The organism is Streptococcus sp. SN3, assembly GCF_030439905.1.
Genome location: NZ_JAQFJF010000003.1, coordinates 1 through 13,124 on the forward strand (window position 1 = coordinate 1; position 13,124 = coordinate 13,124).

A 13,124-nucleotide genomic window follows, 5' to 3' on the forward strand; every position below is an offset into this window, starting at 1 on the left:
ACGCGGCGTTGCTCGGTCAGGGTTCCCCCCATTGCCGAAGATTCCCTACTGCTGCCTCCCGTAGGAGTCTGGGCCGTGTCTCAGTCCCAGTGTGGCCGATCACCCTCTCAGGTCGGCTATGTATCGTCGCCTTGGTGAGCCGTTACCTCACCAACTAGCTAATACAACGCAGGTCCATCTGGTAGTGATGCAATTGCATCTTTCAATTAATTATCATGCGACAATTAATATCATGCGGTATTAGCTATCGTTTCCAATAGTTATCCCCCGCTACCAGGCAGGTTACCTACGCGTTACTCACCCGTTCGCAACTCATCCAAGAAGAGCAAGCTCCTCTCTTCAGCGTTCTACTTGCATGTATTAGGCACGCCGCCAGCGTTCGTCCTGAGCCAGGATCAAACTCTCATTAAAAAGTTTGAGTTCGCACTCATTACTGTCCACTGACAGATTTATTTCTCGTTTTTTGACAGGTTACATATCTCTATGTCACCCTGCACTTGGTTCGTCTTGTTCAGTTTTCAAAGGGCTTTGTCTTTCGCGACAACTATATTAGTATATCACCTATACCACCAACCTGTCAATACCTTTTTTGAAAAATTTTTAAAAAATATTATTTTTAAATTGGTGGTTAGTTCTACATACCTTCGAGGCTGTTAATTGACCTACATTCTTTCTTTTAAAGGCGCAAAAAATGCCCTTTCGGACATTTTTTCTATTCTTGTTCTTGTTTATACTTTTCGAGTTCAGCTTTATTAGCCCAGACATAATGTCCTGGACGAATCTCTGCCATTTCTGGTTTATCAACTGAATAATCGTGCTGTTCAGGATCATAGACCTTCAACACTTTTTTACGCTCCAAGATTGGGTCTGGAATTGGTACAGCTGAGAGCAGGGATTGTGTGTAAGGATGGACAGGATGGTTGAATAGCTCCTCTGTCTCTGCCACCTCTACAATGACACCTTTGTAAATCACGGCGATACGATCAGAAATAAAACGAACTACCGAAAGGTCATGGGCAATAAACAGGTAGGTCAAGCCAAGCTCTTTTTGAAATTTTTTCAAAAGATTCAAGACCTGTGCTCGGACAGACACGTCCAAGGCGGAAATCGGCTCATCAGCAATCACGAAGTCTGGTTGCATGACCAAAGCACGAGCAATCCCAATCCGTTGACGCTGTCCACCAGAGAATTCGTGAGGATAGCGAGTTAAATGCTCAGCCAACAAACCGACTTCATTGATGATATCTTTGACTTTTCTTTGACGGTCTTCTTCGCTATCAAACAAATGGTAATTATAGAGACCCTCAGATATTATATAGTCAACCGTTGCACGTTCATTCAGGCTAGCTGCTGGGTCTTGGAAAATCATCTGAATCTTGCGAATCAAGTCCGCTTCTTCTGCTTTTGACTTTTTACCATTAATCTTTTTGCCTTCATAGAAGATATCGCCTGCACTGGTATCATTAAGGCCAATAATAGCTCGACCAATAGTAGTCTTACCAGAGCCTGATTCTCCTACAAGAGAGAAAGTTTCTCCCTTATTGATGAAGAAATTTGCGTTTTTTACTGCTACAAATTTCTTACTTCCTTCGCCGAAGGAAATTTCTAAATCTTTAATTTCAACTAATTTTTCAGTCATTTCCTTCCTCCTAAGCTTCTAATTGATTGAAGCCCATTTTTGAACGAATTTTTTCATGTAGGTTTTCGATAATCTCTGGTTTATCAACCTTAGGCGCATCTTCGTGCAGCAACCAAGTCTTAGCCCAATGAGTATCTGAGACCTTGAAAGCCGGTGCTTCTTCTTCAAAGTCAATTGACATGGCATAGTCAGAACGCAAAGCAAAGGCATCCCCTTTGATCGGTGAATAGAGAGACGGCGGAGTACCAGGAATCGAGTAGAGGGCACCATTCGCATCTGCCAACTGAGGTAAGCTGGATAGCAAACTCCATGTATAAGGATGTTTTGGCTCGTAGAAGATTTCTTCAACTGTACCGTATTCTACAATTTCACCGGCATACATGACCGCAACCTTATCTGCAATACTAGCCACAACACCAAGGTCGTGCGTAATAAAGATGGTTGTGAAATGATATTCTTGCTGCAAGGATTTGAGCAAGTCAATAATCTGCGCTTGAATCGTTACATCGAGGGCCGTTGTTGGCTCATCACAGATAAGAATATCAGGACGGCAAGCTAAGGCAATAGCAATAACAATCCGCTGACGCATACCACCTGAGTATTGGAAAGGATATTCTTCGAAACGTTTTTCCGCATCTGGAATTCCGACCTTGCTCATGTAATCAATGGCCATTTTTTTAGCTTCTTTGGCTGATTTTCCCTGGTGCTTGATAATGACTTCTGTAATCTGGCTTCCAATCGTATTAATGGGATCCAAGCTCGTCATCGGATCTTGGAAGATAGTCGCAATTTTTGCACCACGAATTGGCTCCCAATCCTTATTACTCTGAAGAGTTGTCAAATCTTTGCCACGGTAGTCAATGGTTCCTTTAGCTACACGGCCATTTTCTTCTAACATACCCGTAAAGGTCTTGGTTAAGACAGACTTACCTGAACCAGATTCACCAACAATAGCCAGTACTTCACCTTCAATCAAGTCCAGAGAGACTCCGCGAATGGCTGTTAAAACTCGGTCGCGAACATCAAATTCCACGACAATATCGCGAGCAGTCAATATTACATTTTCATTCTTTGTCATATTTACTCCTATCTATGTGTACGTGGATCGCTAGCGTCGGCTAAGTTTTGACCAACTACGAAGAAAGTAAGGGATACCAAAATCAGAGTTGTGAGTGGAATCCAAAAGAGGTAGGCATTCGTCGTCACGTTTTGTGAATAATCTGAAATCAAGCGTCCCAAACTTGGCACTGTTACAGGAAGACCTAATCCAAAAAAGGACAGAAAGGCTTCGTAAGAGATAAAACTTGGCAGCATCTGTGAAGTGGTGGTCACGATAACAGATACCAACTGCGGCATAATGTTCTTCGTAACAATCTTGAGGGTTGGTGTACCAAGGGTACGAGAGGCAAGGTTATATTCCAAATCCCGATAGCGCATAATCTGCACACGGATAGTGTAGGCAATACCGACCCAACCAGTAATCGTCATGGCAAAAATAAGATTCCAGAAACCAGCACCGATAGAGTAGGTCAAGACAATAACAATCAAGAGGGCTGGAATATTTGAAATGATATTGTAGATTTCCATCATGACACGGTCAACTGTTTTGGAAATTCCCCAGATACCGCCGATGATAACTCCGATAGCCAGATTAATAACCGTCGCAATAATCGAAATAAGAATAGAGTTACGGGCACCAAACCAAACACCGTCAAAGAGAGACTTACCATTACTATCCGTTCCAAACCAGTATTGAGAACTTGGTTTGATGTAACGCATGCTAAAGTCATTTACCTTGCTCACGTCATTAAAGTCGAAGTTTGAAAACATAGGATAAATGAAGCTCATGAGAATAATGGCAATCAGAATCCCCAGCATGGTAATGGTTGATTTCTTTTTCAAGAATTGACGCATGACTGATTTCCAGTAAGAGTAGGCTGGAGCATCAATCGTTTCAGAGGCAAAATCGTCACGTTTGACAAATTGGAATTTGCTTTTATCAATTGTAGCCATTATTTACCTCCTTTTGATGTTAACTTGATACGTGGGTCCAGTACAGTCATCAGAATGTCACCCAGCAAGAGAGCAAAGATAGACAGACATGTGAAGATGAATACAAGACCAACAACCATAGAGTTATTGGATGCCTTAACGGAATCAATCAGCATCTTACCCATACCAGGGAAAGCAAAGACTGTTTCTGTCAGGGTTGCACCGGAAATAACTCCGACGATTGAAGCTGGGATACTAGATACCAGTGGCACCATAGCATTTTTAAATATGTGCTTGTTAGAAATTTCCTTTTCTGAGAGACCCTTAGCACGCGCAAAGCGGACAAAGTCCTGAGACTGTAGGTCAATCATATACCGGCGAATCCAAACCGCTGTCCAAGGAGCACTCAAAAGGCCTAGGATAACAGCTGGCAAGACATAAGAACGCCAATCTCCCGCTCCCAAGATTGGGAAAGAGTCTGGAAGACCGACAGCAGAGCCCGCCAAACGAACGATGTAAACCAAGGCGATGGTTGGCAGTGACATCATAAAGGTCAAGCCCGCTGTAGAAATGCTATCAAACCATGTATTCTTGAGTCGAGCCATGTAGGATCCGAGTGGAATAGCAATCAGATAAGACAGAGCCACACCAATCAAACCGATAATGGCTGAGCTGGTAATCATGGATGGATTTTGATAGTTGCTTTGAGTCGCCGTATAAGCATCTCCCTTACCAAACTTAGCAATATCCTGTGAGTCGGCTTTGCTTGGCGTCTTATAGGTACGAGAGTAAATGTTAACAGATGATATCTTTTTACCTGTTGGGAATTGAACTTCAGAAGACTTAGTTTGTCCTTGTCCCTGTGTAATAACTTGCAGAACAGGGATATTAGCATAGGTCGGATAAGAATTACCTAAATTAAAGGTAATAAAGTTCTGGTGGACAAATGGAAACTGACCATTAAAGTAAAGCAAATATTTATGCTTGGTACCAGAACCCACAAGAGACCAGCCAACAGAAGGATCATTTTCAAACCGGATATAACGCTCTAGGTTTGGATTCTCCTCATCTTGGATAACATTTGGATGGTCAATTTGAATCAAATTAGCATAGAACTCAAAGACACGTTCATAAACAGGTACTTCACGTACAGCATAGAATTCTCCGCTCAGTGGGAATTTCTGCAATTTCCAGCCATTACCGAGTTTATCAATATACTTCTGATAAATCTTCTCGTTTGCTTCAGTAGCTTCTGTGGTAACAGAAGAATCTTCCTTGCTAGCCTTCTCCTGCAGTTCCTTGGTATCATAATAGTCAATGTAACCCATCCGCTCAAAGATGGTGTTTTCATAGTTAGTCTTTTTATCTTTATTGGTCGCTATTTTATTATAGTTAGGATCCTGCTTGAAAATCAACCTTCTTGGCACCATAGTATAGATAATGGCATAAGTCAGGGTCGTCACCAAGAAAATCGACACAATTGAGCGTAAGATACGCATAAAAATATATTTTTTCATTTATCGTTTCCTTTAAATTCCAAAAGAACTTTCTCCTCTATTAGAGAAAGTTCTCTTAGCAAGCTTATTTCACGTGGTCTGCTAATTCTTCTTGAGCTTTTTTATTAGATTCCGCACGTTCTTTATTCCATTTTTCCTGAGCGCTATTATAATCTTTTGTCGTTACAGGCTCATCCTGCAATTTCATGTATTTATAACTTGCTGCTTCACGCGCCTTAGCACCAGACCAAGCAAACGGTGCTGAGAAAGGCACTACCTTAGTCAAGGTTGGACGACCTGTTCTAGAAGTTACCGGAATCAACAAAGCACTATCAGTCAGCCAAGCCTGAGCAGCCGCATATTTTTCATAACGCTTGTTCAAATCTTGCTTTTCTGCACCAGCTTCGTCAACCAGCTTGGTATATTCATCCAAACCAACTTGTTTCGCTGCGGCATTATCTGTGCCATCAAATCCTAAGAAGGTCTTGGTGTTTTCACCACCAGGTTTGATAACATCAAGATAGGTAGATGGATCTTGATAGTCCGGAGACCAGCCGACATTATCTGAAATATCCCAGTCCTCTTCAGCAGCAGAAGGAGCAAACAAGGTAATGTTAGTCACTTCATCCTTAGACAATTGGTGAACATCAATCACAACATTATCTGTTCCCAAAGTCTTCTCAATGGATTGCTTGAGGGATTGAACGCGCTGTACTTTAGAAGTAGCTGTTTGATCAACCGGAATGTCCAGATGAATTGGGAATTCCACTCCATCAGCTTTCAAAGCTTCTTTTGCTTTAGCGAATTCAGCCTTTGCTTTGTTCTCGTTATAGAGACCATCTTGACCATCTGAGAAGTCAACGTCTTTCCATTCGTCGCCATAAGTTACTACTTTTTCCTTAACTAAGTCACCGAAGGACTTGTCACCAGCCTGCACAAATGTAGGTGGGATGTAAAGGTTACGAAGAAGTTTGTCTGCTCCGTCCTTACCATTAATCTGAGATGCATAGGACTCACGATTGAAAGCAAAGGTCAAAGCCTGACGGAAGTCTTTGTTAAACAAGGCTTTCTTAGTTGAAGTCTTTTGAGCTTCTGATGTCTTAGCAGTATGGTTGTAAGACTGACGATCAATGTTAGTACCTACTAAGAAAGTTGAGGCATCCTGCGGTGTATAGACGATATTATCTTTAAAGTCTTTTTCAACCTTTTCATAAGTCGCACTAGTTGGGAAGAGTCTAGCTGTTGTCAGAGCCCCTTGACTGAACTGATCAGCTAGTTTCCCTTGATCTTGTCCGTCATAGAAAGAGAGTTTCACTGCATCTACATGAACATTTTCTTTGTCCCAATAATTAGGATTCTTCTCAAATTGGATTTCCGATTTTGAAGTCAATGATTTGAGCAAGAAAGGTCCGTTATAAAGCAAGCTTGTTGGATCAGTTGCTTGAGCGAACTTATCACCTTGGTTTTTCAAAAAGTCTTTGTTTACTGGGTAGAGAATTCCCATTGTAGTTTTAGAATTCCAGAAGCTTTCTGGCTCATTAAGAGTATACTCAACGGTATGATCATCGACTGCTTTGATCCCTACTTCTGAGAAATCAATCTTCCCAGAAATATAGTCCTTAAGCCCTTTGACAGAATCCTGAACCAAGTAGATTGTTTCAGATTTATTGTCTGCCGCATACTTAAGACCTGTAACAAAGTCTTCTGCTGTAACATCTGCGTACTCTTCACCTTCGGAAGTATACCACTTAGCGTCTTTGCGAAGCTTATAAGTATAGGTTTTCCCATCTGGTGATACAGTCCATTCCTCTGCCATTGAAGGAACTAAGTTTCCATATTGGTCGTTTTCTAAAAGACCGTCAATGACATTGGCAGTCAAGTCTGTTGTAGCAGCCTTGCTTGAAGTGAGATAGTTCAAGTTTTCAGGATCTGTCTCGTAGATATAATTAAAGGTGTTAGAAGAGTCTGAGCTGCCTGACTTTGTGTTTGGCTTAGAGCCTGAGCAAGCTGCAAGAAAGCCAGCCGCAAGAAGAGTAACTCCTGCTAACGCAAGGACTTTTCTTTGTTTCATATGGGTTTCTCCATCTTTTAGATTTTTAGATTTAATTAAGATTATAGCATAGATAGTACTAAAAGTAAAATAAATTTTCAGAATATTAAGTTAGCTCACTAACACCCTAAGATGTTTATGTAATCAGGCTTCCTGCATGTTTGCTATATAGGATTAGACAAGCTCAAACTCGCTTATTCTATCTCTCAAATCATCAAAAACCCCACTGTTGCTACAATGGGATTTTCTTGATTTATTTGATATGTTCTGCGAGTTCTGCTTGAGCTTTTTTATTGGATTCTTCCTTTTCTTTTGCCCATTTTTCACGCGCTTTTTCATAATCTTTAGTCGTTATTGGTTTATCTTGGATTTCAACATATTTAAAACTGTATTCGCCCTTGTTTCCAGTCCAAGCAAATGGTCCTGAGAATGGAACAACCTTACGGACACTTGGTGTTGCACCAGATGACCAAGCTGGCATCAACAGAGCACTGTCTGTCAGCCAAGCCTGAGCTGCAGCATATTTTTCGTAACGTTTGTTAATATCCTCGTTTTCCGCAGCTGCGTCTTCCAAGAGCTTGTCATACTCTTCAAAGCCGGCCTCTTTAGCTGCTGCATTATCTGTTCCAGGGTCAAAACCAAAGTAGCTGTCAACATTCTCACCAGTCTTAGAGCCAGTGATTTCCAGATAAGAAGATGGATCGTTATAATCTGGACTCCAGCCAAGATTATTATTCAAGTCCCAGTCTTCTTGGGATGCAGAGGTTGCAAAGTAGGTGATATTATTCAACTCATCATCTGTCATCTGCTGAATATCAATTACTACATTGTCAGAGCCAAGATTGGCTTCAATAGACTGCTTCAATGACTGAACACTCTTAACGCCATTGGTATCTGCTGAGCTAACTGGAATATCCAGATGGATTGGGAATTCCACTCCTTCTGCCTGCAGCGCTTCCTTAGCTTTGGCAAATTCTGCCTTGGCTTTTTCTGGATTATAAAGACCATCCTGAGCGTCGTCTAATTTGACTCCCTTCCACTCATCACCGTAGCTAGCCAGATTTTCTTCTACAATGCTGCCGAACTCTTTACCATTAGCTTGAACAAAGGTTGGCGGAACAAAGGTATTACGAAGCTGCTTGTCTGCTGCTTCTTCGCCATTGGTTTGGGCAGAATAGGCAGTACGGTCAAAGGCAAAAAGCAGAGCCTGACGGAAATCTTTATTGAGCAGTGCTTTCTTAGTGGAAGATTTCTGTGCATCTGTTGTCTTGGAGGTATGCTCGTAAGACTGACGGTCGATATTAGTTGTGACAAAGAAGGTTCCTGAACCTTGAGGAGTGTAGACGATATTATCGCCATACTGTTTCTTCACACTGGCAAAGTTGGAGCTATTTGGGAAAAGACGAGCAATGGTGTAGTTGCCGTCAGAGAAGCCACGCACTAGAGATTCTGTATCTTGACCATCGTAGTAAGAAAATTTGACAGTGTCAATTTTCACCTTTTCCTTATCCCAATAGTTTGGATTCTTCTCTAAGCTAATTTGAGATTTCGAAGTGATAGATTTCAAGATAAACGGACCGTTATAGAGGACACTGGTCGGATCCGTTCCCTGAGCAAACTTGTCACCTTTTGATTTCAGGAATTCTTCGTTAATTGGGAAAAGAATCCCCATGGTTGTCTTAGAATTCCAGAAACTTTCTGGCTGATTCAAAGTGTATTGAACAGTAGAATCATCCACCGCCTTGACACCCACTTGGGAGAAATCAGTTATTTTACCATTGACATAGTCGTCCAAGCCTTTAATGGATTTTTGAACGATATAGAGACCATCAGACTTGCTGTCAGCAGCATGCTTAAGACTGGTCACAAAGTCCTTAGCAGTCACATCTGCATATTCTTCACCATCAGAAGTATACCATTTCACTCCCTTACGAAGCTTATAAGTATAGGTCAGACCATCTTTTGAAACAGTCCAATCTTCCGCTAGAGAAGGCACTAAGTTACCATACTTATCACTTTCCAGCAAACCATCTACTACATTAGCCATAATCTCATTGGTTGCCCGCTTATTGGACACAGTGTAATCCAGCGTATCTGGATCTGCCGTATAAACATAGCTATAGTTTTTCCCAGATGAATTGGAGCCGCCAAACGAACAGGCAGCCAAAATTCCTGCAGAGAGAATGACAAGCCCAGCAGCTGCAGCTAACTTAGATGTTTTCATAAACTTCCTCCAGTTTTCATTAAGATTACTTTCATTATAGCACTTCTGCGACAGGATGTAAACGCTTCAATGTAATGGAGAGTCATATAAAAAAGAGACTGGGACAAAATGTCTCAGTCTCGCTTTATCGTATTCACAAACTTTTGATTCCAAACTGTTTATAAAGAATCAAAAGCTCGCGGTTCAGAACCTTATTTAATGTGTTTTTCTAAGTCTTCTTGGGCTTTTTTATTGGATGCTTCCTTTTCTTTTTCCCATTTCTTAAGAGCCGCTTCATAGTCTTTAGCTGTAACAATATCATTTTGGAGCTCCATGTTCTTAAAGACATAGGCATCTCCTTTGATTCCGACATAAGAGTAAGACTTGGTAAATGGCACAACCTTCTGAACGACTGGTGAACCACCACCAGAAACACTAGGAATAACAATGGAGCTATCCGTCAACCAAGCCTGAGCTGCTGCGTATTTGGTGTAACGAGCATCTGTATCTTGTTTTTCTTGATCAGCTTCATCCAGCAAAGCCTTGTATTCATTCAAGCCAACCTTATTTGCCACATCAGCATTTTTCCCTTTTTCTATACCAATATTATCTGCAGCATCACCTGTTTCAGGGTTAAAGATATTCAGATAAGTTGATGGATCTTGGTAGTCTGCTGACCAGCCAGACATGTTGAGATCGTAGTCTTTCTGAGCTGCTGTTTCTGCAAAGTAGGCAGAATTATCAAAGTCATCTGTTGACATTTGCTGAACATCAATAACGACATTTTCTTGGCCAAGCGCTGATTCGACAGACTGTTTGAAGGAATTCGTCCGTTGTACCAAAACCTTGTCAGACTGATCGACAGGGACGTCAATATGGATTGGGAATTCTACACCTTCAGCTTGCAAGGTTTCTTTTGCCTTGGCAAATTCCGCCTTGGCTTTATCAGCATTGTAGATGCTGTCTTGGGCATCTGTCAGTTTGACACCGCTCCACTCATCACCGTATGTAGGAAGTTTGCTCTCTACTACATCTGAAAAGTCTTTGCCATCAACCTGCACGAAGCTAGGAGGAACTAGCAAGCTACGGATGAGTTTAGTCGCCCCATCTTTACCATTCATCTGAGCTCCAAAAGATGTCCGGTCAAAGGCAAAGTTGATTGCCTGACGGAAGTCTTTATTTTGAATAGCAGCTGTAGTTGATGCCTTTTGAGCATCTGATGTCTTAGACGAATGATTATAAGTCTTACGATTCAGATTGAAAGCAAAATAGAAACTAGTTGAATTCTGTGGTGTGTAAATAATATTGTCTTTGTACTGCTTTTCTACAGAAGCATAGTTAGAGCTCGTAGGGTAAAGCCGTGCTTGAGAATAAGCCCCGTCTGAGAAGTTGCGGATCAAGGATTCCTGATCCGAACCATCAAAATAAGTCAGTTTTATATTTTCAACCTTGACATTGTCCTTATCCCAATAGTTCTGGTTTTTAGCATATTCAATGACAGACTTAGAAGTGAATGCTTTCAGAACATAAGGTCCGTTATAAAGAATGGAAGAAGGTTTTACGGTACCAAAATCTTTGCCTTGTGACTTCAAGAAATCCTCATTGATGGGGAACAGAATCCCCATGGTCGTCTTAGAGTTCCAGTAGCTTTCTGGCTGGTTGAGCGTGTATTCGACCGTGTGGTCATCAACTGCTTTTACTCCAACTGTTGAGAAGTCTTTAGACTCTCCTTTGACATAGGCATCCAAGCCTTTGATAGAGCTTTGGACGATAGGAAGAGCTTCAGAATTTTCATCTGCCGCGTGCTTCAAACCTGCTACAAAGTCTTGTGCTTTAACCTCTGCATATTCTTCACCATCTGATGTGTACCACTTAGCATCTTTACGAAGCTTATAGGTATAGGTCAAACCATCCTTTGATACAGTCCAGTCTTCCGCAATAGATGGAACCAAATTGCCATATTTATCATTTTCTAAAAGGCCGTCCACCAAGTTTGTAATAACATCGGACGTAGTAGCCCGATTTGAATTGACATAGTCCAAAGTATCAGGGTCACTCAAATAGACATAAGAATAGGTATTGCTGGCACTAGAGTTTCCACAAGCAGCTAAAATCAGTGTTGACACGACTGTCAGTCCAGTAATGGCCAACCATTTAGATTTTTTCATGAGCATTCTCCTTCTCAATTCAGTATATTGTATTATTATACAATATTTTTCTAAAAAAGTAAACGCTTTATGTAAAAAAGTAATAATTTTCTATTTTTCAGCCTTATAAACTGTGTTATTTCAAATATTTTTTAATTATTGTCATATTTTTCTATGCTAAACTTTATAAAAATGCGTTTAAAGTCAATATCAGCGCCTTTTTACATCTATTCTGTAATATTTTTATTATCCTTCATTTGTGAAAGAAAAGAGCTTTTTATGATACAATGGTTATATCTTGTTTTAGGGGAAAGAAATGAAACGATTATTCCTATGTTTACTAGTTTTGGTCGGAATGACCGCCAGCAAGGTTGCAGCAGATGATTTCAACATTGCAGCTAAGAGTGCAATGGCTGTAGACGCTACTTCCGGAAAGATTCTCTACGAAAAAGATGCTAATACTCCAATCGAAGTCGGCTCCATCACCAATCTTTTGACCGTCTATCTGGTCTATGAAGCCATTGACAGAGGAGACCTGACTGCCGATACCTATGTTGATATCTCAGACTACGCCTACACTCTAACATCTAATCCAAATATCAGCAATGTCCCTTTGGAAGCCAAACGTTACAAAGCCAAGGACTTGATTGCCGCTTCCTTGATGTCCAGCTCCAACAGTGCCACGATTGCCTTGGCTGAAAAGGTTGGAGGCAGCGAAGAAAATTTCGTCCAAATGATGAAGGCCAAGCTTAAAGAATGGGGAATCAAAGATGCTACTATTGTGAACTCCACAGGGCTGAATACTCTTCTTCTAGAATACGCAACTGAAGAAACAGAGTATAGCGCCTCAGCTAGCACATCTAAAAAAAGCAAGGACACTGAAAATAAATTCAGTGCCTACGACTTGGCTGTTATCAGCCGGCATCTGATTATGGACTTCCCTCAAGTGACAGACATCACTTCCAAGTCCACAGCTAAAATTGCAGGGACGAGTCTGGAAAATTATAACTTCATGTTGGAAAACCAGTCCAACTTCCGCTCAGGTGTAGACGGACTCAAAGCCGGCAGTTCGGATAAGGGAGGCTCTTCCTTTGTTGCGACGACTACTGAAAATGGTATCCGCATGATTACTGTTGTGCTGGACGTTGAGCAAACCGACGGCGACCCCTACGCACGCTTTGTAGCCACAGCATCTTTGATGAACTATGTTTCGCAAAACTTCACTCAGACGACCATTGTGGCTGAGGGGGAGACCTACAATAAAAGTAATTCAACCGTTATTGACGGCAAGCAAAAGACCGTTCCAGCCGTCGCCAGCAAGGATTTCACCATCATTGAGCGCATCGCCAATCAGGCTGAGCACAAGGTGGAATTTTCCACCAACGAAAAAGGCTTCCAAGCTCCGCTGAAAAAAAATACTGAGCTCGGAACCTTGACCTATACCGACCCTGAGCCAATCGGCCAAGGTTATCTGGAAAACAAAGCGCCTTCTGTCACGATGGTGGCAGGCCAAGAGGTAGAAAAAAGTATCTTCTTCAAGGTCTGGTGGAATGACTTTGTCCGCTATGTCAACGAGAAATTATAAAGAACAACCGCG

General features: G+C 41.5%; 8 protein-coding genes and 1 rRNA gene. 1 reads left to right on the plus strand and 8 read right to left on the minus strand.

Annotated features, from left to right (window positions below):
* The 8 genes from PCY71_RS06910 to PCY71_RS06945 form a co-directional block, all read right to left on the minus strand.
* A 16S ribosomal RNA gene (locus tag PCY71_RS06910) occupies positions 1 to 411 on the minus strand; the annotation flags it as partial.
* 301 nt (positions 412 to 712) lie between these two features.
* Positions 713 to 1,639 (minus strand): ATP-binding cassette domain-containing protein, encoded by a 927-nt coding sequence (locus PCY71_RS06915; protein ID WP_004192139.1) that lies wholly within the window; start codon positions 1,637 to 1,639, stop codon positions 713 to 715.
* A 10-nt stretch (positions 1,640 to 1,649) separates the two neighbouring features.
* A complete protein-coding gene (locus PCY71_RS06920; protein WP_301412487.1) occupies positions 1,650 to 2,717 on the minus strand; it encodes an ABC transporter ATP-binding protein in 1,068 nt (355 codons plus the stop codon).
* Between the two features lie 8 nt (positions 2,718 to 2,725).
* Positions 2,726 to 3,652 carry an oligopeptide ABC transporter permease OppC gene (gene oppC / locus PCY71_RS06925; protein ID WP_002893621.1) on the minus strand — a complete coding sequence of 309 codons (927 nt, stop codon included), beginning with the start codon at positions 3,650 to 3,652 and terminating at the stop codon, positions 2,726 to 2,728.
* Positions 3,652 to 5,148 (minus strand): ABC transporter permease, encoded by a 1,497-nt coding sequence (locus PCY71_RS06930; RefSeq protein WP_301412488.1) that lies wholly within the window; start codon positions 5,146 to 5,148, stop codon positions 3,652 to 3,654. The genes oppC and PCY71_RS06930 overlap by 1 nt, the downstream gene beginning before the upstream one ends.
* 64 nt (positions 5,149 to 5,212) lie before the next feature.
* Positions 5,213 to 7,198: a peptide ABC transporter substrate-binding protein gene (locus PCY71_RS06935; protein ID WP_301412489.1), complete on the minus strand. Its 1,986-nt coding sequence runs from the start codon at positions 7,196 to 7,198 to the stop codon at positions 5,213 to 5,215.
* Between the two features lie 232 nt (positions 7,199 to 7,430).
* Complete coding sequence (locus tag PCY71_RS06940; RefSeq protein WP_301412490.1) at positions 7,431 to 9,401, minus strand: peptide ABC transporter substrate-binding protein; 1,971 nt, start codon at positions 9,399 to 9,401, stop codon at positions 7,431 to 7,433.
* Between the two features lie 191 nt (positions 9,402 to 9,592).
* Positions 9,593 to 11,548, minus strand: coding sequence for a peptide ABC transporter substrate-binding protein (locus PCY71_RS06945; RefSeq protein ID WP_032911845.1), 1,956 nt, complete (start codon positions 11,546 to 11,548; stop codon positions 9,593 to 9,595).
* Between the two features lie 295 nt (positions 11,549 to 11,843).
* Here PCY71_RS06945 and pbp3 point away from each other — a divergent pair, with 295 nt between their 5' ends.
* Positions 11,844 to 13,112 carry a D-alanyl-D-alanine carboxypeptidase PBP3 gene (gene pbp3 / locus PCY71_RS06950; protein ID WP_004185468.1) on the plus strand — a complete coding sequence of 423 codons (1,269 nt, stop codon included), beginning with the start codon at positions 11,844 to 11,846 and terminating at the stop codon, positions 13,110 to 13,112.
* Positions 13,113 to 13,124 lie beyond the last annotated feature (12 nt).

Excerpts from the sequence above, each read along its gene's own strand:
- PCY71_RS06935 (WP_301412489.1), bottom strand. The coding sequence starts at position 7,198 with ATGAAACAAAGAAAAGTCCTTGCGTTAGCAGGAGTTACTCTTCTTGCG.
- oppC (WP_002893621.1), bottom strand. The coding sequence starts at position 3,652 with ATGGCTACAATTGATAAAAGCAAATTCCAATTTGTCAAACGTGACGAT.
- pbp3 (WP_004185468.1), top strand. The coding sequence starts at position 11,844 with ATGAAACGATTATTCCTATGTTTACTAGTTTTGGTCGGAATGACCGCC.
- PCY71_RS06940 (WP_301412490.1), bottom strand. The coding sequence starts at position 9,401 with ATGAAAACATCTAAGTTAGCTGCAGCTGCTGGGCTTGTCATTCTCTCT.
- PCY71_RS06920 (WP_301412487.1), bottom strand. The coding sequence starts at position 2,717 with ATGACAAAGAATGAAAATGTAATATTGACTGCTCGCGATATTGTCGTG.
- PCY71_RS06915 (WP_004192139.1), bottom strand. The coding sequence starts at position 1,639 with ATGACTGAAAAATTAGTTGAAATTAAAGATTTAGAAATTTCCTTCGGC.
- PCY71_RS06930 (WP_301412488.1), bottom strand. The coding sequence starts at position 5,148 with ATGAAAAAATATATTTTTATGCGTATCTTACGCTCAATTGTGTCGATT.
- PCY71_RS06945 (WP_032911845.1), bottom strand. The coding sequence starts at position 11,548 with ATGAAAAAATCTAAATGGTTGGCCATTACTGGACTGACAGTCGTGTCA.